The sequence below is a fragment of the Variovorax sp. Root434 genome, from assembly GCF_001426595.1.
Lineage (GTDB): Bacteria > Pseudomonadota > Gammaproteobacteria > Burkholderiales > Burkholderiaceae_C > Variovorax.
Map to the genome: position 1 here is coordinate 132900 of NZ_LMEK01000025.1, position 24941 is coordinate 157840.

Genomic DNA, 24941 nt, shown 5'->3' on the forward strand with positions numbered 1-24941 from the left:
GCGCGGACCGGTTCACGGTTGCTTGGTGGCCGAGGCGCGGGGCGCGCGGCGTGGGTCGAACAGCCGGCGCGCGAACGCCGCGGCCCGAAACGCGCTGTTCCTGGCGCGGCGTGCCATCTGCAGCGCAAAGGTCACGCCCGCCACGGTGTACGTGTGGCCGCGCAGTGCGTAGGGCATGGCCATCTTGGCGCTGCCCTGGAAGTGCAGTGCCACCACGCGCGTCATTTCGCCGGTGGTGCTCGTCAGCCAGGCCTTGCCCTCTCGGTACGCGATGCGCTTGGCGCCGCCCAGCACCTTGAACTCCCGCTGCAGCTGGTTGTGCATGCCGTTGATGTTGTGGTCGATGACGGTGCCGTTGAGCACGCGGTTGATGGGCGCGTCGTTGCCCGTGGCGTGGGCCCAGAGGTAGAGCAGTGTCATGTCCGACACGCCGCCGCGCACGCCCCGCGCGGCAAAGCGCGCGGCAATCTCGCGCAGCTTCCTGCGCCCCGACGGGGAGGCGTAGCAGTCGAGCACGTAGGCCACGAAGCGGCGCAGGCCGTTCGCGGTCCAGTAGCTCACGTGCGGCGAGATCTGGCAGTGGTTCCAGCCGTCCGAGGTCTGCATGCAGGAACCCGAGAAATCGGCCTTGCCCACGAGCCGGGCGACATGCGGCCCGGCCCCCTGGAAGAGCAGCACGTCGCTGTCGATCAGCGTGAACTCGCGCACCTCCGGGTTGGATTCCAGAAACTGCGCTAGAAGAAAGTAGCGCCGGAAGCAGATCTTCTCGAACTCGGGCGAGTTGCTCGACAGATGCACGTACGACCGGCAGAAGCGTTCGTAGGCCGGGCCGGCGTCGGTGCTCGAGAGCACGAGAAGCGGCTCGCCGGCCAGCGCGGCCGATTCGCGGCATAGCGCGAGGGTCTTGTTCTGGCGGTCTTCCACGACGATGAAGGGCAAGGATGGGTTCATGGCTCTTGTTTTGAGGGTTGAAGGGATGTGACAGCACTCGTTGAATTCAGGGGGTACGCGCCGTGACGCTCTTCATCAGCGCGACATGCGCGGGAAGAAAACGGCCGGTGGCGTCGATGGGCATGTCCAGCGTGAAGAGGCCGCGCGCGGCGGCCGCTTCCGAGATCCAGTTGCGCAGCTGCGTGGCCGAGAAGCGCGCCGGCGCCTCGCGGCCCCACGAGGCAGTCAGCGGCGTGAGCACGTGCAGCGCCAGCTCCGACGGCGGCGCCGACAGACGCGCAGGCGGCTGCATGTACTCGCCGGCCATCAGGTTCTGGCAGGGCGCCGATTTCGCGCTGAAGCGCTCGGCGCCTTCTCCCGCGTTGAAGGCCAGCCAGCGGTTGACCCCGCCCGCGCGGGCTGCGCTGCACAGCAGCTCCCAGCCGGCAGGCGTGATGCCCTTCGTGTTGTAGGTGCCGTCGAACCACCAGCCGCTCAGGAGCGACCCGTAGCGTTCCGACCAGTCGCGGATCACGCTCGACCAGGCGGCGATGAAGCGCGCGGGCGGTGGCTCCTGCTCGGACACGTCGCCCAGGCATTCCATCAGCGCGCGGTCGCCTTGCGGCGCGCGGAACGGCAGGTACAGGATCAGCGCAATGCCGCGGCTGCGAAGCGCCTGGCCGATCTCCATCGGCAGGTCGCGCGGCGAACGATTGCCTGCGCTGGCCGGGCAGAGCACTTCGAGCGCGGCATTGGGCGCGATGTACTGGCCGTTGTTCTGCCCGAGCGTCAGGATCAGGTGCGAGGCGCGCATGTCCGCCAGAGCCGACGCGAAGGCCTCGACGTCGAAGCGCCCGATCTCGCCGATCGACTGCTTGTCGGGCAGGTAATGCACCATCACGCCGAAGCCCGGCACCGGACTGCCCACAGGCTGCGCATGGCCGGCCAGCGGCAGCGCCGCCAGCTGGAACAACAGCAGCGCCGCGAGAAATCGCATGGCGCGCAGCGGCCGCTTCGTCATGGCATGGCCCTGGCGAGCGACAGCGTGCCGCGCTTGAGCATCAGGTAGCGCCCCGCGATGGTGGCGGGCGCGCAGGCGGCGGCATGCGCCCACACCGGATGCGTGCGCTCGTGTTGGGCGAGGTGCTTGGCGAGCCGGAAGGGGTCGCTGGAAGCGCTCCCCACGAAGAAGCCGTAGCCCTCGAACAACTCGCGGTGCACCGGAATGTCCGACAGCAGCAGCGGCACGCCCAGCGTCGCCGCCTCGGCCGCCGAGAGGTTGAAGCCCTCGAAGGTGGACAGCGAGATGAAAGCGGTGGCGCCCTGGTAGAGCCGCAGCAGTTCCTCGCGCGACACCAGCCCCCGGTGCCGCACGAAGCCGCGCACCTCGGGCGCCAGCGCGGCCACCATGCGCTCGACCTCGGCCGCGCCGTTGCCGGTGATGTCGAGGTAGTCGACGAGGCCGGCGCGCCTCATGCGCTCGAACAGCGTGAGGATGCCGCCGAAGTTCTTGTGCGGGTAGTAGTGGTAGGCCGCGATGAGGTAGCGCTCGTTCGGCATCGCGGCGGGCGCCGCGGCGACCCGGGGCGCGTCCACCGGGTTGAAGATGACCGTCGAATGCTCGCAGTGGCCGAAGTGGCGCTCGAAGTCGCGCTGGCTGCTGCGGCTGATGAAGACCACGTCCGCCGCGCTGCGTGCCGCGCGCCACAGGCTCCAGTCCAGGAAGAGGCGCTTGCTGCGCTTGAAGTACTGCGGATAGGCCTTGTACTGCAGGTCGTGGACGATGACGATCGAATTGCGGTGCCGCCCGAAAAGCGTGAACGGCAGGAAGTAGTTGGGAAAGAACGAGTACAGCCGCTCCCCCGTCAACAGCGTGCGCAGGCAGTGGAAGTTGTAGAGCAGCGTGTCGAGGATGAAGCGGCTGATCTTCAGGCGCTGCGCCAGGGCGAACAGGCGCGGATGCCGCTCGCTGACCGGCTCGACCCGGTCGTCCTGAGACAGCCGCATGTGGCGCAGCAGCACCTCGGACACGTTGAGCACGCCGCCGGCCGCTTTGTTGAGGCGCACGGTGTCGTAGTAGAGGTAGGTGGCCATGGCGATGCCCCTCTCATGCGCTCGGAAGGCCATGCCGCACGGCGCGCGGCAGCGGGCGGCGGGCGCGGGAACTCAGGGCGCCGGCAATGAGAGCGGCGATCAGGCCCGAAGCCGCGAACGGGCCCCAGCCCAGGATCGGGCCGCGCATGAACGGCACGTAGGCCGCAAGCAGCACCAGCGCCGACAGGTAGGCGCCTGACAGCGGCCGGTTCGGATCGACGGCGCGGTCGACCATGCGAAAGCCCGCCGAGATCGCAAAGCCGAACAGCGCCGGCCCCGCCAGGCCGAAGTCGAAATACGCCGTGGTGAAGGGCGGCAGCGACAGGTTGCTCTGGGAGAAGTTGCCGAGGATGGCCGACCAGCCGAGCGGGTCGAAGTCGGGAAACATCTTCAGGTCACGCGGCAGGAAGAAGGAGAACGCCGAGAGCAGGTAGCGGCCCCAGCCGAGGTCCGGAATGGGCGCGCGCTCCAGGATGCCCGCGACAACGAACATGGCGTCGAAGTCCTGGCTGAACGGGAAGGTCGTGAGCTCCTCGCCCCACATGCTGCCGCGCGAGATCAGGTTCAGCACCGGGCCCAGGCCGGCGATGGAACCGAAGATCACCCCAGCGAGCAGCCAGCGCCGGCCGCGCCCCATCCCATGGATGAGCAGCGGCAGCAGCCCGACCAGCAGGACCTGCCGCGCCGTGTTCACCGGATTGGCCGCGGCCATCGCCAGGCCGAACGCCAGGCCCGCCGCGCACCAGGACCACAGCGTGCGGCGGCGCACCGCGTGGATGGCCAGCGCCACGAAGCACAGCAGAACCACCAGCTTGGGCAGCGTGGAATAGAAGATGTAGTCGATCGGCACGTTGTCTTCGCCGCCGCCGGCACCGCCCACGACGCCGCGCGCCACGAAGTTGAGCTCGGGCTTGATGAACAGCGAGGCGAAGGCGGCCAGCGAGCAACTCAGCAACAGAAGAAGAGGGTGGGCCACGCCGACCAGTCGCCGGTCGTGGCCCCCCGGCAGGTGCTCGGGCGCGTCGGGCACGCCCAGCCGCGCGGCCTCCACGCCGGCCATGTACAGCAACAGGAGCATCAGCGCCTGGGTGTACGCGTCCGTGCGCATGACGCCTGCCTCCCAGAACTCGACGTCCTGCGAGATCTGCATCGCCGGCGCGATCGAGAAGTAGGTGAGGATCGTCGCGTAGTGGATCAGCAGGAACACGCTGCCGCCGGAGGAACCCAACATCGAGAGTTGGATCAGCGACAGCGCGAACACCGCCGCATAGCCCCACACCGGATCGACCAGGCCGCACAGCATGGCGCAGACGATGCCGGACCAGAAGGAGAGGGTTCGCATGGCGGGCCTGCCGTGGGTGGGTCGATGGATGGGTTGGAACGGTTCAGGCGTGCACGTGCGCCTGGACCGGGTTGCTTTCCTCGAGTGGCCGGGGCGCCTTCTGGTAGTCGGCGTAGGTGCGGCGAAGCCCCTCTGCCAGCGGCACGGTCGCGTGCCAGCCGAAGCTGGCGGCGCGCGACACGTCCAGCAGCTTTCTCGGCGCGCCATCGGGCTGCGCGAGGTCGTAACGGATGCTGCCGGTGTAGCCCACGACTTGGCTGATCAGCTCGGTGAGCTCGGCGATCGACACGTCTTCGCCGGTGCCGAGGTTGATGTGCCCGCGCATCGCGTCGGTCTGCCGGTCGTAGTCGGCACGCGACAGGTTCATCACCTCGAGGCAGCCTTCGACCATGTCATCGACGTAGAGGAACTCGCGCCGCGCGCGCCCGCTGCCCCAGATCAGCACGCTGGGCGCATTGCTGATCTTGGCCAGGTGGAAGCGCTGGATCAGCGCCGGCACCACGTGGCTGTTCTCCAGGTGGTAGTTGTCGCCGGGGCCGTACAGGTTGGTCGGCATCACGCTGCGGTAGTCGATGCCGTGGCTGGCCCCGTACTGGCGGTTGTAGCTCTCGCACAGCTTGAGGCCTGCGATCTTGGCGATCGCATAGGGCTCGTTGGTGGGTTCGAGCTTGCCGTTGAGCAGATACTCCTCGCGGATCGGCTGCTCGGCCATGCGCGGATAGATGCAGCTGGAGCCGAGGAACAGCAGCCGCTTCACGCCCGACACGAAGGCCTGGTGCGTGACGTTGGTGGCGATCGTCAGGTTCTCGTAGATGAACTGCGCGGGGTAGGTCATGTTGGCGTGGATGCCGCCGACCTTGGCGGCTGCCAGGTAGACCTGGTCGATCTGCTCCGTCGCGAAGAAACGGGCCACTGCCGCCTGGTCGAGGAGGTCGAGTTCGCTGTGGGTTCGTGTCACCACGTCGTGGCCCAGTTCGCGCAGCCGCCTTGCCGTCGCCTGACCCACCAAGCCGCGATGACCTGCAACAAAGATTCGCATATGAGCTTTCGTGAAGGGGTTGATGAAGTTCGAGGCCAGACAAAATCGAAGCCGGCTACCGGGACCCGCGCGCGCCGGCGACCACGCCGAAGGTTTTCAGCAGGATCACGAAGTCGCGCCACAGCGACAGGTGGGCCACGTATTCCGCGTCCATCGCCGCGCGCCGGCGGTAGCTGATCTCGTTGCGCCCGCTGATCTGCCACAGGCCCGTGATGCCCGGGCGCACGGCGCGGTAGTGGCCCCAGTACTCGCCGTACAGGTCCTTCTGCGCGAACATGCAGGGGCGCGGGCCCACCATGCTCATGTCGCCCTTGAGCACGTTCCAGAACTGCGGGAACTCGTCGATGCTGTACTTGCGAAGGAAGGCACCGAAGCGGGTGATGCGCGGGTCGTTCTGCAGCTTCTGGTACATGGCCCATTCGCGCCGCGCGGCCTCGTTGTCGCGCAGGTGGCGCGCCAGCACCGCGTCGGCATTGGCCACCATCGAGCGGAACTTGTAGAACTTGAAGACGCGGCCGTCCTTGCCGTAGCGCGGCTGCATGTAGATGGCCGGGCCGCCCGAGGTGTAGAGCACGCCCAGCCAGATGAGCGCGTAGGCCCAGCCGAAGAACAGGAAGAACGAGCCGGCCATCAGGATGTCGGCCGCACGCTTGGCGCGGCGCAGCGATGGCGTGCCGCCCAGCGGCCCGTACGCGGCCGTGTTGGCCGCCGTGCCACCGGCGCCTCGCCCGGTGGAGGATGTCGATCGCAGCGTGTTCATGATTCTGCGTGCTCCGGGTGGATGCGCTTGGGCATGACGGTGTCGGCCGTTTCCAGCGCGTAGGTGGGTTCGCGGCGGGTCGGGGCATAGCCGTAGTAGCCGTAGCTGTAGCTGCGGTAGTGGCGCTTCGAGGTGTCGACCGCGTTGAACACCGCGCCGTGGAAGGCCGCGCCCACGTGGGCCAGCCGCTTGGCGCTTTCCACCAGCTCGCCGAGCTCGCTCTCGCCGGCGCGGGCCACGAGCAGCACCGTGCCCATGCTCGGTGCCATCGCGGCGGTCTCGGACGCGAGCAGGGCGGGAGGACCATCGACGACCACGACGTCGTAGCGCGCGGACAGCGTAGACAGCATGTGCGCGAAGGTGTCGCTGGTCATCATGGAGGCGGGGTCCGGATGCAGGGTGCCCGCGGCCAACACATCCAGGTGCGGCAGCACATGTTGGTGAATGGCGTCCTCGAGCGGCACGCCGCCGGCGATGACGTCGGCCAGGCCCTCCTTGCTCTGCAGGCCGAACTCCTGGCTCAGCTTGCCGCGGCGCAGGTCGGCGTCGATCAGCAGCACGCGCTGGCCCGATGTGGCCAGCAGCGTGGCGAAGTTCGACGACACGAAGGTCTTGCCTGCACCCGCCGTGGCGCTCGAAATCAGCACCCGGTTATTGGGCGCGCCCATCATCACGAACTTCAGCGCGGTGCGCAGCCGGCGCAGGCCCTCGAGCGCAGGGTCTTCCACATGCAGCGCCGCCAGCACCTTGATGCCGGGCTTGCCCTTGCGAACGGCGCGGTCGAGCACGCGCTGCTGGCTGCTCATCGGGATCGAGGTGTACACCTGCAGGCCGGTAACGGCCTCGATGTCCTCGGGTTTGCCGATGGAGCGCTTCAGGTTCTTGCGCGCCATCGCTGCGGCGCCGCCGAGGAACAGGCCGCCCGCCAGCGCCAGCGCGACGACGATCAGCGGCTTCGGCCGTACCGGCTTCTCGGCCAGCAGCGCCAGGTCGAGCACGCGCACGTTGGCGACCTTGCCTTCCTTGGCCAGCCGCATCTGCAGCGAGCTGTTCAGCAGTGTGGCGTAGAGGTCGGTGTTGACCTTGATGTCGCGCTGCATGCGCAGCGAGTTCTGCTGCAGCATGGGCATGCGGCGGATGCGGCCGTCAACCGAACCGAGCTCCTTCTTGAGCGAGGCGATCTGCGCGTCCAGCGTCTTCAGGTCGGGGTGCGCGGCGGTGAAGCGGCTTGCCAGGTCCAGCCGCTTCTGCTTCGCATCGAGCAGCTTGGCCTGCAGGTCCACGTTCTGCGACAGGGCATTGCGGGCCTCGTCGTCCAGGCTGATGGTGCCGTTCTGGTTGCGGTACTGGTTGTAGGCGTCTTCCGACTGCTCCAGCTGCTGCTTGAACTTGGGCAGCTCGGTGCCCAGGAAGGCCAGCGCGCGCTCGGCCTGCACCGTCTTCTGGTCGATGTTCTGGCGCAGGTAGAGGCGCGAGATCTCGTTGAGCACGTCGGCCAGCTGGGCGCGGTTCGGGGCCTGCAGGCTGACGTCGATCACGCCGGACTGCTTGCCTTTCTCGACCACGCGCAGGTCTTTCTGAAGGCCCAGCAGGGTGAGCTGCTTCGAGTAGCGCACCAGCTCGAAGGCGCCGCCGGGCCGGGCTTCGAAGGAGCCCACCAGCAGGTGCAGGGTGCCGCCGGGCACGGAGGCCTCCAGCGGCACGCCGGCCGTGCCCTTCAGCGGTGTGTCCAGGTCCGGGTTGGTCAGCGTGTAGTTGCCGTCGCTGCCCGCGATCAGCGTGAACTTCTTGCCCTCGAACGCGCTCGGCACATCCATCTGCGCGACGGCGATCCGCTCGGTGCCCGAGACGAAATTGCCATATCCGAACACGCCGGGGCTGGAGAGCTGGCTCGAATGCCGAGCGATGAACTCGCCCACCACCGGTATGTAGCGCGGCTTCGCGCTGATGTACAGCCGCGTGTTCTCCATCGCCTGTCCCAGCACCATGCGCGACCTCAGGATCTCGGTCTCGCCGGCGGTCGGCGTCTTCACGCTGATGCCCCCGCCGCCGTTGGAGTCACCGGGAAAGTTGCCGCCCGAGCGGTCGGGGTCTTCCACCTGGATCAGGATGTTGGCCTCGTACATGCGCGGGCCGAACAGCGCGTAGCCCACGCCCACCAGCAGCGCCAGCGCGGCGATGGAGGCAATCAGCCAGCGGCTGTCGATCAGGACGTCGAGGTACTCGTGGAACCGGGACTCCCGGGGCCAGGCCGTGGTCTCGATCACCGTCATGGGGGAGGCCGCAGGTGCGGGAAGCGAAGGTTGCCAGCGCGCGTTCATGGGGTTCACCTTTTCGTGTTGCGGGGCGAGGCTGCGTGCTTACCGGCGGGCGGTATCGCGGCCGAGGTTGACGACCTGGGCAGACGGCAGGATCAGGCTGATGACGCGGTTCCAGGTGACCAGCGGCACGTGGTCGACGTAGACCACGTCGCGCGGCTGCAGCTCGAAGCGGTCGGCCAGCGCCAGCGCTGCCGGGTTCCTCGCGTTGAGGTTGAAGATCTGCTGCGTGTCGAGGTTGTCGGGCGCGTTGCGCACCACGTAGATCTGCCCCGTGCTGGCCGACAGCAAGTCGGGGCCGCCGGCATCGCCCAGCGCTTCGTTGAGGCTCAGGCGGCCGTTGTTGCGCATCAGCAGCGCGCCGGGGCCGCGCACCTCGCCCATCACGAAGACCCGGCTGTCGTCGCGGGAGCCGACATTCACCACGTCGCCGTTGCGCAGCGCGATGCTGTTGCCGTCCAGGCCCATGGACTGGAGCATCGGCAGGTCGATCACCGTCGAGACGCCGCCGCGCGTCAGCGTGACCCGCGAGCGGTCGCCGCTCTGCGTGAAACTGCCGGCGCGGCCAATGGCTTCGGCCAGCGTCATCGGCACGTCGGTGAAGATCTGCAGGCCGGGCGTGCGCACCTCGCCCTGCACGTAGGCGCGCTGGCTGCGGAACGACTGGATGCGCACCGAGACCTGCGGCTCCTTGATGTAGGTGCCGATGCGCCGCGCGACCAGCTCGGACGCGCCGCTTTCGGTCAGGCCCTGCAGCTTGACGCGCCCGATGAACGGAAAGCTGATCTCACCCTTGGCGTCGACGATGAAGCCGGGCGCTACGGCAACGCCGGTCGGGTCGGTCTGCTGCGCGATCACCGCGCCGGCGTTGGGCAGCAGTTCCGGGTGGTTGTAGACGATGATGCCGACCACGTCTCCGGGCCCGATGGTGTAGACCGGCGGCGCGGCCAGCAGGCGCTTCATGCCGTCGGGCGTGGTCTTGGGCCTTTGCGCCATCTGCGAGCGGATCAGGTCGGGCGTGATCGGAATGACCTTGCCGCTGTCGGCCGAGGCGGTGCTGTCGCCCGTGGTGCTGGTGAAGCCGAGCGGTCCCACGCCGCCGAAGCCCGGCGCGCAGCCGGAGAGCAGGACCAGTCCCAGCGACAGCAGCAGGCACAGGCCCAGCCATCGCAGCCGGGCATCGACCTGTGCCGGTGCCAGGGCGCGGGCTCTGGCTGGAAGGGCGCGTGTGCCGCGTGTCTGCGTCGCTGGATCGGGGCGTTGCATGGTGATCTCCTTGACGGCCGGTTGACGGTGGGTGGATGGGGAACGACTGGGTGAAAGGAGCTGGGCCGCGCGTCAGGGCGCGGCCCAGGTGGCGGGCATGGCCCGATCGGCGCCAGCCGCCATCGGGCGGTTCTGGTTGCGGCGCTCGGTGCTTGCGCCGAAGCAGCGCTCGGCGACCCAGTCGCCGACGGACTGGAGGAACAACCTCTGTCCCTGTTCCGTGCAGACGGTGTGGTCGGCTTCGGCGATGAATTCGTACTGCAGCGCCTGCGTGAAGGGCTGGCGGGCGAAGGCTCCGAGCTGGTCGCGGCCGTGGTCGCAGACGTGCAGCGACCCCGAATACAGCAACTGCACCGCCACCTTGCGTTCGACGAGGCGCCGGAGGGTGGCGCCGAACCAGGCCGCATTGACCTCGGGTGTGCGCTTCTCCGCGAAGAAGCCCGGCAGCGGCGTCGTCGAATGGCTGGGCAGGAAGTGGCGCTGGAGCCAGCGTTTGGCCTTGCCGGGGAAGGACGGGTGCGCGGGCGCGGCCAGCGCGCGGCGCACGTTGCGCTCCCAGCGGGCGCGCCGCTCCGGGAAGGCGAAGCCATCGAACAGCGAAAGCGCCACCACGCGCGGGTCGGCCGCGGCTGCCAACATCGCATGTTCGACACCCGAGCACATGCCGACGATCACGAACTGCCGGGCGCCCAGCATGCGTTCGCAGGCGTCCATGGCGGCCTGCAGGCTGTGCACGGCACGGGCCTGAAGGTCGGGCGAAGTGTCGAGCGCATCGCTGTCGCCGATGCCGCCCAGGTCGAAGCGCAGGCTGCTCACGCCGCGCGCGGCCAGCACATGCGCCAGCTTCACGTTGATGCGGCGCGGCCCGACGCGGTGGTTGGCGCCCATGTTGAACATGAGGCAGGCCACGTCGCCCGGCGCCTGCTGCGCGGGCCCGGTGAGCATGCCCATCAGCGCGTCGCCGGGGCCGAAGCAAACCGGTGTCTGTGTCGCGTCATTCATGGAGAGCCCCCTGGAGGCGGTTGAGCGCGTCGGCGGGAACCATCGCGCTGTTGGGGTAGGGGTCGGAGGTCCAGTCGAGCTGGTGCCGGAAGTACGCAAGGCGAACCGGCATGTGGCGCGACTGCTGGTCGGCGGCCCACTGCGCGGTGCGTTCGTCGTCCGGCTCGGCCAGCACCAGCGTGTCGTGCAGCGCCGTGAGCGGCAGCGATTCGGGAACCAGCGCCGCCAGCTGCGCGCGCAGCGCGGGCGAGAGCACCGTGCCGAGGGCTTCCTCGGGCACCGCATCGGGCTCCTGCGCCAAGCTGCGGTGCCAGGCCCGGTCGGGGATGCAGAAGGTGGTGTCGATGGCGGTCACGTGCTGTTCCCGCAGCAGCCGCGCATAGCGGCGCCCGTCGATCACCGGCTCCCACAGCACCAGCCGCACAGGGTCGCAGCGTCCGCCGCGCGCGGCCAGCACGGCCAGGGTGGCGCCGAGCCGCGCGCCGACCCACACGATGGCTGCGCCCGGCGCGCGACGGCGCAGTTCCTCGTGCGCCGAGCACAGGTCGCGGCGCCAGCCGTCGAATTCGCCCTCGTTCTCGTCGCCCGGCGAATCGCCCGAGCCGTAGAAATCGAAGCGCAGCGTGGCGATGCCGTTGCGCGAGAGGCGCTCGGCCAGCACCTTGAAGAAGCGATGGGTGCGCAGGCCCTCCTGCCCGAACGGTGGACACAGGAGCACGGCGGTGTTCTCGGCCCGGTCTTCCTCGGCCGGATGGAACACGCCGAAGATTTGGCGTGAGGCGGGCCCGAACATGAGTGGCGCGAAACGAGTCATGCATGCGCCTCCAGCAGCTGCCCCGAACGGCTGGCGCGGGCCTCGGTCTGGCGCCATTCGGCGAGCGAGCCCACGCAGTCGAGCCGCGCGGGCGCCGGCCCCAGAACCAGCCATAGGATGCGGCCGGCCACCAGCAGCTCGACGCTTCGGCAGTCCGGCTCAATGCCCACCTCGAAGCTCTGCGACGACACCAGCAGGCCGACGCCAATGGCCTTCAGGCAGGCTTCCTTGCGAGTCCAGCAAGTCAGGAAGGCCTTGTCGCGTTCGTGCGCGGGCAGGGCGGCGAGCGCTTCCTGTTCGCGCTGCGTGAAATATTCCGCCGCAAGCACCGCCGCGTCGGGCACCGAGCGCAGCAGTTCGACGTCGGCGCCCAAAGGGCCGCGCCCGCCGATGGCCAACAGCGCCAGGCCCTGGCTGTGGCTCAGCGAGAACTGGGTGCGCGTATGGCCCGACAGCGAGGGCTTGCCGAACGAGCCGGTGGCCAGGTGCAGTGCAGCGTGGTGCAGGCCGGTGTACTCGCAGAGCGCTTGCCGCAGGGCGACGTGCGCGGCCACGAAACGCTGGCGGTCGATGGGAAACCGCAAGCCGGCGGCGCGCGCGCACTCCTCCTCCGACAGGATCTGCGCGGGAGGAAGCGCAGGGAAGCTGTCCAGGTCGACATACCGGCAGATCGGCGCGTCGATGGAAAGTGCGTAGTCGGAGTTGTCCATGATCACCCCTTGCGCAGCCAGCTGCCGAGGGCGCCCAACAAGCCGCGCTGCGCGTGTGCGGCCGTGTCGGCGGCCAGTTCCGCGAGGTCGGACGGCACGCCCTGCGGCGCGGCCTGCGCCGACGAGGCGATCTGCCCGAGGTTCTCGAACAGGTAGCGCCGCGGCTCCACGCGGTGCCCCAGCGTCTGTGCCGCCTGCTGCACGGCGCGCAGCACCAGCAGCGAATCGCCGCCGAGGTCGAAGAAGTTGTCGCTGGCGCGGATCTCGCTCACGTCGATGCCGATCACGCCGGCCCAGATCTGGGCGAGCTGCGCGTGCTCGGGGCTGAGCAGGCCCTGCCTGGCCTTGCGCTCGTCGCCGTTGGCGGCGCCGGCCGGCACGCCCTTGTCCGTGTCGCGGGTGGCCAGCTTGCGCAGGTAGAGCGCGCTGGCCGAGCCTTCGGTGTTGGCGATCTCCGCGAGCGTGGCGCTCGGGTGGTCCGCAACGCGGCGCAGCACCTCGAGGTAGCGCTCGCGCATCTGGGCGCCGGTCTCGCGCAGGTACACGTCGGCGTTGTAGATCAGCGCGCCTTCCAGGCCGTGCGGCTTGTCCATCAGCCACACGCCGATGTCGTCGGTGGCGCCATGCTGCATCACGTGCATCTGGCGGGTCTGCAGGCTGCCGATGGAGCGCGAGCGCTCGCGCGCGTCCTGGAACGAGAACATCGATTGGTAAGGGCCGGAGGTCTTGATCTGCCCCGCATAGCCCGGCTCGGCCATCAGGCGCTCGAACGGCACCTGCTGGTTGTTCATCATCGACAGCAGCTCCTGCTTCACGTACTGCATGAAGCTGGGCAGCGGCAGCGCCATGTCCACCGCGAGCGAAACCGGCAGCACGTTGTTGAAGTAGCCCATGACGTCTTCCGTCTCGGCCTGCTGGCGGCCGCGCACCGGGTTGGCGATGACGATGGCGTCGTTGCCGGTCACCTGGGCCATGGTCAGCGCGTAGACGCCGAAGGTCAGCATGCTGAGCGTCACGTCCATGTCGCGCGCGATCTCGCGCAGCCGCTGCGTGCTTTGCAGGTCGATGCTGATCCAGTGCGCGCCGCCCTGGCCGCTCTTGCCCGCGCGGCGCGGCATGTCGGTCACGGGCGGCCGTACGGCCTTCGCGCCTTCGAGCCGGCCGCGCCAGAACGCGAGCTGTTCCTCGCAGGCGGGCTCGGTCATCCACTTCTCCAGCCACTCGGCATAGTCGCCGTGGGTGGTGGCGAGCGCGGGCAGGTTGTGCGGACGGCCGCGCTCGGCGGCGTCGTAGAGCGCGGCCAGTTCGCGCTGCATCAGGTCGAAGGACCAGCCGTCCCAGATCAGGTGGTGCGGCACGAACATGAAGACGTGCTCGTTGTCGTCGATCTGGAACAGGGTCGCGTGCATCATCGGCGCGCTGTGGATGTCGATCGGCCGGTCCGCCAGCTCCTGCATGCGCTCGGCCAGCTCGGCCTCGCGCTGGTCGGCCGGCAGGCCGCGCAGGTCGACCAGCGGCAGGGCGAACTCCACGGACTCCGCGATCAGCTGCACCGGCTTGCCGCTTTGCTGGTCGATGTCCATGCGGGTGCGCAGCGAGGGCTGGCGCCGGATCACCTCGCGCAGCACGCCTTCGAAGCGCGTTGCATCGAGCTGCCCGATCAGCCGCTGCGCCGAAGGCGCGTTGTAGACCGAGCGGCCCGGGTGCAGCTGCTCCATGAAGCGGATGCGCTCCTGCGAAAGCGTCAGCGGGGCGCTGCGGCGCTCCGGGCGGCATGCAATGGGAGCCTGCAGCCCGACGCCCGCGCCCTGCAGGCCCTGGATGGCCGCGGCCAGCTTCTCGGCCGTGGGCGACTCGAACAGCGAGCGCAGCGGCAGCGTGACCTGGAACTCGCGGCTCAGCAGCGTGGTGAGCCGCGCGGCCAGCAGCGAATGGCCGCCCACGCTGAAGAAGTTGTCGTGCATGTCGAGGCCCGGCAAGCTCAGCACCTTCTCCATGATCGCGAGCACCTTGCGCTCGTGGTCGTTGCGCGGGCCGGCGCCGCGCCGCACCTCCTCGCGCGCGGCCGCCTGCGGCGGCGGCAGCGAGACGCGGTCGATCTTGCCGTTGGCCAGCGTGGGCAGGGCATCGAGCGTCACCACGTGCTGCGGCAGCATGAAGGCCGGCAGGTGCTTGCGCAGGTGCACCATGAGCGCATCGAGGTCGAAGCCGGCGCCCGGCATCAGCGCGAGGTAGGCCACCAGGCGCACGTCGCCGGGGTTGTCCTCGCGCGCCACGACCACGCTGCGGGAGACGCCCGCAACCTCGCAGCAGCGCACCTCGATCTCGCCGGGCTCGATGCGGTAGCCGCGCACCTTGACCTGGAAGTCGAGCCGGCCAAGGTGGTCGAGCAGCCCGTCGTTGCGCCAGCGGCCGCGGTCGCCCGAGCGGTACACCCTCTTCGCGGTGCCGAAGATGCGCACCGTGACGAAGCGCTCGGCGGTCAGCTCCGGACGGTCGAGGTAGCCCAGCGAGACGCCTTCGCCGGCGATGCAGATCTCGCCCGGCACGCCGATGGGGCAGGGCTGCAGTTCGGCATCGAGGATCCATATCTCGGTGTTGTCGACCGGCCTGCCGATCGACACGCCGCGCGACGCGATCTCTTCGGGGCGAACGTGCCAGGCCGTGGAGTACACCGTGGTCTCGGTCGGCCCATAGCCGTTCCACAGGCCTTCCATGCGTTCGCAAAGCGCCAGCGCCATGCTCGGACGCAGCGCCTCGCCACCGGTCCAGCCGCGAAAGCCGGGGGAGCCGCCGGCCCACTGGGCATCCAGCAGGAGCTGCCACATGCCGGGCGTGGCCTGCAGGAGCGTGATCTGCTCCTGGTCGAGCGTCTGGGACAGGCGGTTGCCGTCCATCGCGACGTCGCGTTGCACGATCACCAGCTCTGCGCCCGCCGCCAGCGGCAGCAGCAGGTCGGGCACGGCCATGTCGAACGACAGGGTGGTGACGGCGGCGATCCGGTCGGCCGGGCCGATGCCCGATTCGCGCTGCATCCACTGCAGCAGGTGTGCCACGCCCCGGTGATGGGCAATGACGCCCTTGGGCAAGCCGGTCGAGCCGGAGGTGTAGATCACATACGAGGCGTCTTCGGGCCCCGGGTCGTCCATGCTCGGCGGCAGGGTTTCGCCGGACAGCTGCCGCCATGCGGTGTCGCGGTCGATCTCGAAGATCCGCTGGCCCGCGTCGGCACACCAGTCGCGAGGCGTCGCGGCGATGTCCGACGTGGTCAGCATCAGGCTGAGCCGGGCGTCGCTGGCGTAGTGGTCGAGCCGCGCATGCGGAAAAGCCGGATCGAGCGGCACGTAGGATGCGCCCGCCTTCAGGATGCCCAGCATCGCGACGACCATTTCCAGGCTGCGCTCCAGGCACAGCCCCACGCGCTGGCCGCGGCCCACGCCGCGCGCGTGCAATGCACGCGCCATGCGGTTCGACAGCGCATCGAGTTCGCCGTAGCTGCAGCTTCGCGCGCCGTCGCGCACCGCCGGGCGATCGGGCTGCCGAGGCACGCGCGCGACAAAGCCGGCATGCGCCAGCGGCATGCCGACCAGCGGAACGCGCGCGGGCTGCAGCTCGATCAGCGAACGCGCGGCGCCGACGGACAGCACTTCGAGCCGGCTGACCGTTTCGTCCGGCTTGTGCGAGCCCGACTGCAGCACGCACTCGAACATGTCCAGCCAGCGCTGCACGCTGACGTCGTCGAACAGGTCGGTGTTGTACTGCGCCTCCACCATCAGGCCGCCATCGAGCGGGCGCAGGTTCAGGAACAGTTCGAAGTTCTCGTAGCGGCGGGGGATGGTGTCCTGCGCCACGTCGAGGCTCGTGAACGCCTCGGCGCTGCTCGCCACGTCGGGGTCGACGTTGAACGCCACGCTCACCAGCGGCAGCCGGCTCGGGTCGCGCTCGAGCGACAACTGGCCCAGCAGCGCGCCATAGGTAAGCGCCTGGTGGTCGAAGGCGTCGAGCACGGCGGTGTTGCATTCGTCCATTAGCGCGTCGAAGCGCATGCCGGCATGCGTGGCGATGCGCAGCGGCAGCAGGTTCACGCAATGGCCGACCAGCCCGGGCATGTCGTGCGCGAGCTGGCCCGACGCCGGCACGCCCACGACGATGTCTTCCTGGCCCGTGAGGCGATGCAGCGTCGCGACGAAGCCACTGAGCAGGCCGGTGAACAAGCTGGCACCGGCCTTGGTGCTCGTCACGCGCAGGGCGCTGACGAGGCGCTTGTCGAGCAGGTGCTCTGTGCGGCGCGAATTGAAGGTGCGTGCGGCCGGGCGCGGACGGTCCAGCGGCAGGTCGAGCACCGGCTGCATGCTGCCGGGGAAGCGCCCGAGCCAGTAGTCCACGTGCGCCTGCATGTCGGGATGCGCGGCCGTGGCGGCCTCCTCGGCGGCGAAGTCGGAGAAGAGCGGTGCCGCCCTGAGCTTCAGCCCGGTGCCGCTCTGCTCGGCATAGAGGTGGCCCAGCTGCTCGGTGATGACTCCCCAGGACCAGCCGTCGCAGACCACGTGGTGCGCCGACATCACGAGTTCGTGCTCGGCATTGCCGAGGCGGTACAGAACGGCGCGGAACAGCGGGCCATGTTCGAGCGAGAAGGGCGTGCACACCGCCTGGCCATGGGCCGAGCGCAGTGCCTGCGCACGGGCTTCAGGCTCGAGTCCGCTCAGGTCTTGCCGGGTCAGGACGTTCCCGCTTGGATGGCTGACCAGCATGCAGGTGCCGTCCGGCGAGATCGTGGCGCGCAACGCCTGGTGGCGTTCGAGCAGCCGGTCCATGGCACGCGCCAGGGCCTCCTCGTCCAGCGCGCCGCGCAGGCGCAGCAGGACCGATTCGTTGTAGGCCATCGAGGCCTCGGTGCTGAGGGTTGCGCCGAGCCAGACTTCGCGTTGCGATTCCGTCGTGGGAATGATGCATTCGATGGCACCGTCGCTGACGGTGGGCTTGAAAACGGCGTTCATGCTGCGGCCTTTCCATTGAAGATGTGCTGGCTGGGGGTGGGCGCGCCGGGCACGTACCAGAAGGGCTGGCCGTCGATGTCGCGGGCCAGCACCGAGCCTTCCTCGGTCGGCTTGTGCGCGTCGAAGCCGGCGACGGCCACGGCGCGGCGCGGCAGGAACCCGGACTCCTGCATCTCTGCGACCGATTCCTTGAATGCGTTCTGGATGAATGCGATGTCCTCGGCGCTGTGCGCGCTCGTGAGGAAGCACGGGAAGTTGTCCAGGATGTGCACGCCGCGGCTGCGCATCATTGCGAACAGCAGGTCCTGCAGCGGGTGGTCCTCGAGCCAGCTCACGCGCCACAGCGACGCGAAGTGGCGGATCTCGACAGGCGCGCCGACTTCCTTGCACCAGCTCGAAAGCTCGGCGGCCATGGCGGCGGTGCTGCCGTTGAGTCCGGCCTGCAGCGCGGGGCCGGCTTCCTTCAGGTGGGTGAGCGAGGCCTTGGCCGCGGCGAGTGCGAGCGGATGGCGCACGAAGGTGCCGGCGAAGTAGGTCACGCCGACGCCAGGGATCGAGTCGTCGCCGTACTGCCAGGCGCCGCCGTCGAGCGCGTCCATGAACTCGCGCTTGCCGGCGATCACGCCGACCGGGAAGCCCCCGCCGATCACCTTGCCGTAGGTGGCAAGGTCGGCGCGCACGCCGAACAGCTCCTGGGCACCGCCCAGCGCGGTGCGAAAACCGGTGATGACCTCGTCGAAGATCAGGCAGCAGCCGCTCTTCGCGGTGATGTCGCGCACCTCGCGCAGGAACTCGCGCGGCTGGAAGTCGGGGCGGCGGCTCTGCACCGGCTCGGCCAGCACGGCGGCGAGGTCGTCGGCGTTCTCGCGGATGAACGCCAGCGCCTCGGGCGTGCCGTAGTCGAGCACGCGGATGTCGCCGAACATGCCGCTCATCACGCCCGGCGCGGCCGACAGGCCCTTGCCGCCCTTGCCGGCGCGCACCAGCACCTCGTCGAAGGTGCCATGGTAGGAGCCGGTGAACACTACCACCGTGCTGCGGCCGGTGACGGTGCGCGCGATGCGCAGCGCGGCCATCACGGCTTCGGAGCCGGTGTTGCACAGGGCGGCGCGGTCGCTGCCCGTGAGCTCGCAGATGAGCGCCGTGACCTCGGCCGCCAGCGGATGCTGCGGGCCGATCTCGTAGCCCTGGTCGAGCTGCCTGCGCACGGCCTCCTGCACGAAGTCGGGCTGCCAGCCGAACATGTTCATGCCGAAGCCGTTGAGCGCGTCGACGTATTCGTTGCCGTCGAGGTCCCACATCTTCGAGCCCTTGGAGCGCTCGATGACGATCTGGTAGGTGATCTCCTTCGTGATCGGGCGGAAGCCGTTGACCACGCGCGGGTCGGCCATGTGCGGGCGGTTGGCGGCGGTGAACTCCTTGCTCTTGCGCGTGCGCTCGACATAGCGCCGGATGAAGGCGGCGAGGCGTGCCTTCTGGCGGCCGCTGGGTTCGGCCATGCGCTGGGTGTGGATGCGCGCGATGGCGCCGAAGGCCTTGGACACGTCGTAGCGCACCGGCTCTTTCTGCGCGGGCTCCTCGGACGGAACTGCAGCCACCGGCTGGACCGGCACGGCCTGCAGCGTCATCAGCGGCGCGGCCGGCGCCGCACCCGACAGCAGTGCGAGCTGCTGGCGCATCAGTTCCATCTGCTGCGCAATCAGCTGCGACAGCTGTGCGTCGCCCGCGGCACCGCCTTGCATCGGCATGTATACGGGCATCGGCTGGCGCGGCGCGGCCTGCGGCACGGCAACGGCACTTTCCACCGGCGCTGCCACGACGGCGGGTGCAACGGCCGGCGCAGGCGCTGCCTCGGGCGGCAGGCTCTCGCGCAGGAAAGCCGAGAGCGAGTCGAAGCAGCGGTATTTCTCCATCAGCTGGCGGAAGCTGAGGTTGACCTTGAAGTGCTTCTTGATCTGCGTGGCCGCCTGGGTCAACGTGAGCGAATCCAGGCCCAGCTCGCCGAAGGGCGCGTGTCCCTCCGCCTGTGCCATGTCGAGGCCGGAGATGTCCTCGAACAGGGTGCGCAGGCGTGCGTCCATGGACGAGGCGGGAGGGGGAAGAGGCGAGGGCGTTGCTGCTGCGGTCACGATCGGCTCCAGGGGAATGGATGGAATGAAAGAGGCAGGGGCCGCGACGGCAGCGCTGACGGATGCGGTCGCGGTGGAAAGGGGGAGAAGGGTGGGAACGGCGATGTCGACCCAGAAGCGCTTGCGCTCGAACGGCGTGGTGGGCAGGCACACGCGCTGGGCGCCGTTGCGTGCAGCGAGGCGCGACAGCTCGACCTCGGCGCCGCAGGTCCACAGGCGGCCCAGCGCCAGCCGCAGAGTGCGAGCCTCGTCGGCCGGCTCGCCGTGCAGCAGCGGCACGACGCTGCTCGCGCCGTGCTGGCGCACCAGCGTGGAGAGCATGTTGCGCGGGCCGGCTTCCACGAACAGCGGGTTTGCCGTCTGCGCCATCGCGCAGCGCACGGCCGGCGAGAAGCGCACGGTTTCGCGCAGATGCCGGGCCCAGTAGGCCGGGCTGGTGGCTTCGGTGTCTTCGAGCGGCTGGCCGGTCAGCGTCGAGTAGATCGGCGTCTGCGGCGCACGCAGCGCCACCTTGCCGACCAGTGCCTCGAAGGGCGCGACAGCCGCGTCCATCATGGCGGAGTGGAAGGCGTGCGAGGTCTGCAGCGGGCGGGCCGGAATGCCGTCTGCTTCCAGCGCCGCCTGCAGCGCCGCGATGGCGTCGAAGGGGCCGGCGGCGACGCAGGCCGTGGGGCCGTTCTCGGCGGCGAGCGACAGCTGCGGGCCGAGCCGGCCGGCCAGTTCGGCCGCGCCCAGGCGCACCGACAGCATCGCGCCCGCTGGCTGGGCCTGCATGAGCGCGCCGCGGCGGGCCACGAGCCGGGCGGCGTCTTCGAGTCGCATCACGCCCGCGAGCACGGCCGCGACGAATTCGCCGACGCTATGGCCGATCAGCGCATGCGGCCGAGCGCCCAGCGCCAGCAGCCGCCGCGCGAGCGCGTATTCGAGCGTGAAGATCGCGGGCTGCGTGACGGCCGTGGGCACCAGCGACTGCGCGTCGCCGAAGAACATGCGCTCGCGCAGGTCGAAATCGGTCGCGCCGTCGAAAGCGGCCATGCAGTCGTCGAACGCGGCGGCGAACACCGGGTCGTTCGCGCGGAGGTTCTTGCCCATGCCTGCGTACTGCGCGCCCTGCCCGGGGAACATCAGCACGAGCTGCGGTGCACGCGAGGCGGTGCGGCCGCTGGCGCGGCTGGGCGAATCGGCGCTGCGCAGGGCCGCGATGGCTTCGGCCGTTCCGCTGGCCACCACCGCGCGGCGGAAGGTGTGAGCCTTGCGGCCGACCGCGAGGGTATGGGCCACGTCGGCCAGCGACAGTTCGGGGTGCGCCTCGAGGTGCGCCGCGAGCTGCTCGGTGGCCGTGTCGAGCGCGGCCTCGGAGCGCGCCGACAGCGGCAGCACGTGGTCGCCTGTCGCCGCCGGCGAGGCCTGCCGCGGTGGCGCTTCTTCGACGATGACGTGCGCGTTGGTGCCGCCGACGCCGAAGGAACTGACGCCCGCGCGGCGCGGCTGGTCGGCACGCGGCCACGGCTGCAGGCTCGCCGTGACGTGGAAGGGGGTGCGTGCGAAGTCGATCGCCGGGTTTGGCGCGCTGAAATGCACGGTCGGCGGAATCTGTTCGTGATGCAGCGCCAGCGCCGTCTTGATGAGGCCGGCCGCACCGGCCGCCGTGACCATGTGGCCGACGTTGCTCTTGAGCGAGCCGAGCGTGCAGTAGCCGAACGCGTCGGTGTGCTCGGCATAGGCACAGGCCAGCGCCTCGACCTCGATCGGGTCGCCCATCGGCGTGGCGGTGCCGTGAGCCTCCACGTAAGAGATGCTGCGTGCATCGACGTCGGCCGCCGCGAGCGCGGCTCGAATCACCGCCGCCTGCCCGTCGACGCTGGGCGCCGTGAAGCTGGCCTTGGAGCCGCCGTCGTTGTTCACGCAAGCGCTGCGCAGCACGGCGTAGATGGTGTCGCCATCGGCCTGCGCGTCGGCCAGCCGCTTGAGCAGCACCACGGCCGCGCCGTCGCTGAAGACCGTGCCACGCGCCTGCGCGTCGAAGCTGCGCGTGCGGCCATCGGGCGAGAGCATCGAGCCCTCGTTGTAGAGATAGCCGCTGCGCGGCGGGCAGGTGACCGAGGCGCCGCCGGCGAGCGCCATGTAGCACTGGCCCGTGCGCAGCGCATGGAAGGCGTGGGCCACGGCCACCAGCGAGGTCGAGCAGGCGGTATGCACGCTGACGGCCGGACCTGTGAGGTTGAGCCGGTTCGCCACCCGCGTGGTGATGTAGTCCTTCTCGTTGGCCAGCATCACCTGGAACTCGCCGACCGGCTCCACGAGGTCGGGCCGCGTGCTCACATGGCGCTGGAAGTAGGTCGCGTTGTACATGCCGGCATACACGCCGACCGGGCCCGGCGCGGCATCGGGCACGTAGCCGGCGCGCTCCAGGCATTCCCAGCAGATCTCGAGGAACACGCGCTGCTGCGGGTCCATAAGCTGTGCTTCCTTCGGGCTGATACCGAAGAAGGCAGCGTCGAAGTCCTCGATGCCGTCGATCACGCCGCGTGCGCGAACGTAGGACGGGTCGCTGCGCAGGGCCTCGCTCACGCCGGCGTCGAGCGTGGCGTCGTCGAAGAAGCTGATGGTGTCGCGCCCGGCAACGAGGTTGTCCCAGAACTGCTCGACGTCGGCCGCGCCGGGAAAGCGTCCGGCGGTGGCGACCAGGGCGATGGCGTCGTGAATGCCGGCGTCCGGCCGCGCTGCAAGGGTGGCCGCTGTGGTCGGTCGATCCTCCGAGACGACCACAGCGGCCGAGGCGGGCAGATCACCCACCTGCTGCATCCGCGCACCCATCGCTTTTGGCGTGGGATTGCGGAAAAAAAGGTTGGTCGACAACGGCAGGCCGGTGCCGCGCTGCAGGTCGGCGAGCACCTGCAGCACCAGCAGCGAATCGCCGCCGAGGTCGAAGAAGTTGTCGTTGCGCCCGACCTTCGAGATGCGCAGCGCGCGGGCGAAGGCCTCGCACACCTGCTGTTCGACGGTGTCGCGCGCCTCTTCGAAGGGCTGGGCGAGTTCGGGGCGTTCACCGGCCGGCTCGGGCAGCGCCCTGCGGTCGAGCTTGCCATTCGGCGTGACGGGCAATTGCGCGAGCCATACCTGGGCGGCAGGAATCAGCGCCGCGGGCAGGCGGGCCGCGAGGTGCGCACGCAGCGCATCCCACGAAACCTTCTGCGAGCGCGCGACGAGATAGGCCACAAGGCGCAGCTGGCCGCTGCCGTCGGGCCGCGCGACCACGGCGCAGGACTGGATGTCCGGGTGGGCGAGGATCGCGGCCTCGACCTCGCCGGTCTCGATGCGGTGGCCGTGGATCTTCACCTGGCCGTCGCGACGTCCGATGAACTCTACGGTGCCGTCGGGCAGCCAGCGCGCGAGGTCGCCGGTGCGGTAGAGCCGCTCGTCCGCACCGCCGAAGGGGTCGGGCACGAAGCGTTCGGCATTGAGCGCGGGCTGCCCCAGGTAGCCGCGGGCCAGGCCCTGGCCGCCGATGCAGAGCTCTCCCACGAAGCCCGTCGGCAGCAGTGCCATCGAGGGGCTCAGCACGCGCAGGACGGTGTCCTTGATGGGACGCCCGAGCGGAATCGAACGCAGGTCTTCCGGCAGCGGCAACGCGATGCGATGCGTGGCCGCGAAGGTCGTGCACTCGGTGGGGCCGTAGCCGTTGCTCAACGCGAGGCCGGGCAGGGCGGCCAGCGCGCGCCGCACGTGCGGCACCGACAGCGCTTCGCCGCCGGTGAACAGGTGCCGCAGGCCCGAGAGATGGGCTGGGTCGTCGTCGATCACGGCGTTGAACAGCGCGGCGGTGAGCCATGCCGTGTGCACGTCGTGGCGCGCGATGGTGCGCGCGAGGCCGGCACCCGTGGGCACGCGCTCTTCGTGCACCACGCAGCAGCCGCCGTTGAGCAGCGGACCCCATATTTCGAGCGTGGCCGCGTCGAAGCCCAGCGGCGCCGCGTGCAGCATGGCGCGGCCCGGAGCGAGCGCGACGTAGTCCACGCCCACCACGAGCCGCAGGATCGAGCGGTGGCAGATCTCGATGCCCTTGGGCGTGCCCGTCGAGCCCGAGGTGTACATGACGTAGGCCACCGATTCGGCGTCGATCGCCGGTGGTTTCCATGCACTTCGATTTGTGTTGTCTTCGTATTCGTCGAGCAGCAAAACGCCGTGGTGGAGGGGGACCAGGTGGTGGTGCGCCTGCATGGTGAGCACGTGGTGCGCACGCGCCTCGCCGAGCATGTAGGCGATCCGCTCGGGCGGGAAATCGGTGGGCACCGGCACATAGGCGCCGCCAGCCTTGAGGATGCCGAGCTGGGCCACGATGGCAGCCATCGAGCGGTCGAGCAGCAGGCCGACGCCGTCGCCGCTGCGAACGCCCAGGCACTGGAGGCGCCGCGCGAGTTCGTCGGAGCGCCGGTCGAGTTCGCCGTAGCTCATTTGCGCATCGCCTTGTGCGATGGCAATGGCATCGGGGGTGGCCGCGGCCTGGCGGCTGAACACGCCGGTTACCGTGGTGGCCGGGTCCACCGGGGCGAGGGCGATGTTCCAGGCTGCGAGCTGATCGGCGCGATCGGTGCGCGGCAGCGTGCGGATGTCGTCGAGGGCGGCATCGGGGCGCTCCAACAGATCTTGGGCGGTGTCGGCAAGGGCAGCGAGCAGCTGTTCGATTGCGGCGGCGTCCATCGAGCCCGTGGCTGCATCTATATGAAGCAATGCCGAAGCGGCGTCGAAGCGCAGCCGCACGGGGGCGTCGGCGTCGACCTCTCCGCGCAGCCAGAGCGAGTCCGGTGGCGCAATGGGCTGCGGTGATTGCGACGCCGCGCGGCGGGCGAGGTCCAGTTCAGCCAGCCAGGTACCCGCGGCCTTGGTGGCGTCGAACGCGACGGTGGTCGAGCAGCGCGCCGGGGCAACGCCAGCCTCGTGCAGCACGGGCCAGAGGCTTCCGAGCCAGCGCGACTGCAGCAGCAGCCATGCGCCCGCGAAGAGGGCGTCCGGCAGCTGGCCGGTGGCGGCGAGCCATTGGCTCCAGCGCCGGGCAAAGCCGGGCTCGAGCGCCAGCGAACCGGTGCAGCCGCCGGCCGGTCCTTCCGGCTTGCATCGCGGCACGAACAGGTCTTCCAGGGCGAGGCCCGGAGAGCTTTCCTGCGGCTGCGAAACACTTCGAATTTCCATCTGAATATCCCAGAAGAAATACAATGGGAACAATTGGGCAAATGAAAATTCCATTTGCCCAATTAATGGGGGAGCATTTGTTGTGTTCTTTTCGTGACTTCATCCTAGGAGCTTTCCCGGGGCCGATGTGCGCACTTTAGGCCTGGGTTACAAACAGACAAGGTTATTTCTAAAACGTACTACCCGAATCATCCAGTTTGAGGTAACTGATGCGGGATTTGGAGGACGCAAGCTTGTGCGCGAGGCACTTTCGAAAGCCGAAAGGCGGGGTTGAAGCGGGGTACTCCTGGGGAGAAATGCCGAAATTCCGGAGGAAAGCGCCTGGCCTGAGGCTGCCTGGCGCGAACGGG

13 protein-coding genes are annotated in these 24941 nt (G+C 69.4%); all 13 read right to left on the minus strand.

The window, feature by feature from the left end; all coding sequences use genetic code 11:
- Nucleotides 1-12: 12 nt before the first annotated feature.
- The 13 genes from ASD05_RS21560 to ASD05_RS21620 all read right to left on the minus strand — a co-directional run bounded on the left by ASD05_RS21560 (nucleotide 13) and on the right by ASD05_RS21620 (nucleotide 24591).
- Complete coding sequence (locus tag ASD05_RS21560) at nucleotides 13-951, minus strand: hypothetical protein (protein WP_056596939.1); 939 nt, start codon at nucleotides 949-951, stop codon at nucleotides 13-15.
- Between the two features lie 46 nt (nucleotides 952-997).
- The gene (locus tag ASD05_RS21565) at nucleotides 998-1951 is read right to left on the minus strand and encodes a hypothetical protein (protein ID WP_157610201.1); all 954 of its coding nucleotides are present in this window, start codon (nucleotides 1949-1951) and stop codon (nucleotides 998-1000) included.
- Complete coding sequence (locus tag ASD05_RS21570) at nucleotides 1948-3024, minus strand: glycosyltransferase (RefSeq protein ID WP_056596941.1); 1077 nt, start codon at nucleotides 3022-3024, stop codon at nucleotides 1948-1950. The genes ASD05_RS21565 and ASD05_RS21570 overlap by 4 nt, the downstream gene beginning before the upstream one ends.
- 13 nt (nucleotides 3025-3037) lie before the next feature.
- The gene (locus tag ASD05_RS21575; RefSeq protein ID WP_056596943.1) at nucleotides 3038-4366 is read right to left on the minus strand and encodes a hypothetical protein; all 1329 of its coding nucleotides are present in this window, start codon (nucleotides 4364-4366) and stop codon (nucleotides 3038-3040) included.
- 43 nt (nucleotides 4367-4409) lie between these two features.
- The gene (locus ASD05_RS21580; RefSeq protein ID WP_056596945.1) at nucleotides 4410-5405 is read right to left on the minus strand and encodes a GDP-L-fucose synthase family protein; all 996 of its coding nucleotides are present in this window, start codon (nucleotides 5403-5405) and stop codon (nucleotides 4410-4412) included.
- Between the two features lie 55 nt (nucleotides 5406-5460).
- Nucleotides 5461-6165 (minus strand): sugar transferase, encoded by a 705-nt coding sequence (locus ASD05_RS21585; protein WP_056596946.1) that lies wholly within the window; start codon nucleotides 6163-6165, stop codon nucleotides 5461-5463.
- Nucleotides 6162-8486 carry a polysaccharide biosynthesis tyrosine autokinase gene (locus ASD05_RS21590; protein ID WP_056596947.1) on the minus strand — a complete coding sequence of 775 codons (2325 nt, stop codon included), beginning with the start codon at nucleotides 8484-8486 and terminating at the stop codon, nucleotides 6162-6164. Before ASD05_RS21590 ends, ASD05_RS21585 begins: the two co-directional genes overlap by 4 nt.
- A 39-nt stretch (nucleotides 8487-8525) precedes the next feature.
- Nucleotides 8526-9749 (minus strand): polysaccharide biosynthesis/export family protein, encoded by a 1224-nt coding sequence (locus ASD05_RS21595; RefSeq protein WP_056596948.1) that lies wholly within the window; start codon nucleotides 9747-9749, stop codon nucleotides 8526-8528.
- 72 nt (nucleotides 9750-9821) lie between these two features.
- Nucleotides 9822-10751 (minus strand): hypothetical protein, encoded by a 930-nt coding sequence (locus ASD05_RS21600; protein ID WP_200955467.1) that lies wholly within the window; start codon nucleotides 10749-10751, stop codon nucleotides 9822-9824.
- On the minus strand, nucleotides 10744-11565 hold the full coding sequence (locus ASD05_RS21605) for a serine aminopeptidase domain-containing protein (protein WP_056596952.1): 822 nt from the start codon (nucleotides 11563-11565) through the stop codon (nucleotides 10744-10746). The genes ASD05_RS21600 and ASD05_RS21605 overlap by 8 nt, the downstream gene beginning before the upstream one ends.
- Nucleotides 11562-12275 carry a 4'-phosphopantetheinyl transferase family protein gene (locus ASD05_RS21610; RefSeq protein ID WP_056596956.1) on the minus strand — a complete coding sequence of 238 codons (714 nt, stop codon included), beginning with the start codon at nucleotides 12273-12275 and terminating at the stop codon, nucleotides 11562-11564. The genes ASD05_RS21605 and ASD05_RS21610 overlap by 4 nt, the downstream gene beginning before the upstream one ends.
- A gap of 2 nt (nucleotides 12276-12277) precedes the next feature.
- Nucleotides 12278-17272, minus strand: coding sequence for a non-ribosomal peptide synthetase (locus ASD05_RS21615; protein WP_056596959.1), 4995 nt, complete (start codon nucleotides 17270-17272; stop codon nucleotides 12278-12280).
- Complete coding sequence (locus ASD05_RS21620) at nucleotides 17269-24591, minus strand: type I polyketide synthase (protein ID WP_056596963.1); 7323 nt, start codon at nucleotides 24589-24591, stop codon at nucleotides 17269-17271. Before ASD05_RS21620 ends, ASD05_RS21615 begins: the two co-directional genes overlap by 4 nt.
- Nucleotides 24592-24941: the final 350 nt, after the last annotated feature.

Excerpts from the sequence above, each read along its gene's own strand:
- ASD05_RS21615 (WP_056596959.1), bottom strand. The coding sequence starts at position 17,272 with ATGAACGCCGTTTTCAAGCCCACCGTCAGCGACGGTGCCATCGAATGC.
- ASD05_RS21610 (WP_056596956.1), bottom strand. The coding sequence starts at position 12,275 with ATGGACAACTCCGACTACGCACTTTCCATCGACGCGCCGATCTGCCGG.
- ASD05_RS21580 (WP_056596945.1), bottom strand. The coding sequence starts at position 5,405 with ATGCGAATCTTTGTTGCAGGTCATCGCGGCTTGGTGGGTCAGGCGACG.
- ASD05_RS21560 (WP_056596939.1), bottom strand. The coding sequence starts at position 951 with ATGAACCCATCCTTGCCCTTCATCGTCGTGGAAGACCGCCAGAACAAG.
- ASD05_RS21565 (WP_157610201.1), bottom strand. The coding sequence starts at position 1,951 with ATGACGAAGCGGCCGCTGCGCGCCATGCGATTTCTCGCGGCGCTGCTG.
- ASD05_RS21575 (WP_056596943.1), bottom strand. The coding sequence starts at position 4,366 with ATGCGAACCCTCTCCTTCTGGTCCGGCATCGTCTGCGCCATGCTGTGC.
- ASD05_RS21600 (WP_200955467.1), bottom strand. The coding sequence starts at position 10,751 with ATGAATGACGCGACACAGACACCGGTTTGCTTCGGCCCCGGCGACGCG.
- ASD05_RS21605 (WP_056596952.1), bottom strand. The coding sequence starts at position 11,565 with ATGACTCGTTTCGCGCCACTCATGTTCGGGCCCGCCTCACGCCAAATC.
- ASD05_RS21595 (WP_056596948.1), bottom strand. The coding sequence starts at position 9,749 with ATGCAACGCCCCGATCCAGCGACGCAGACACGCGGCACACGCGCCCTT.
- ASD05_RS21590 (WP_056596947.1), bottom strand. The coding sequence starts at position 8,486 with ATGAACGCGCGCTGGCAACCTTCGCTTCCCGCACCTGCGGCCTCCCCC.
- ASD05_RS21570 (WP_056596941.1), bottom strand. The coding sequence starts at position 3,024 with ATGGCCACCTACCTCTACTACGACACCGTGCGCCTCAACAAAGCGGCC.
- ASD05_RS21620 (WP_056596963.1), bottom strand. The coding sequence starts at position 24,591 with ATGGAAATTCGAAGTGTTTCGCAGCCGCAGGAAAGCTCTCCGGGCCTC.
- ASD05_RS21585 (WP_056596946.1), bottom strand. The coding sequence starts at position 6,165 with ATGAACACGCTGCGATCGACATCCTCCACCGGGCGAGGCGCCGGTGGC.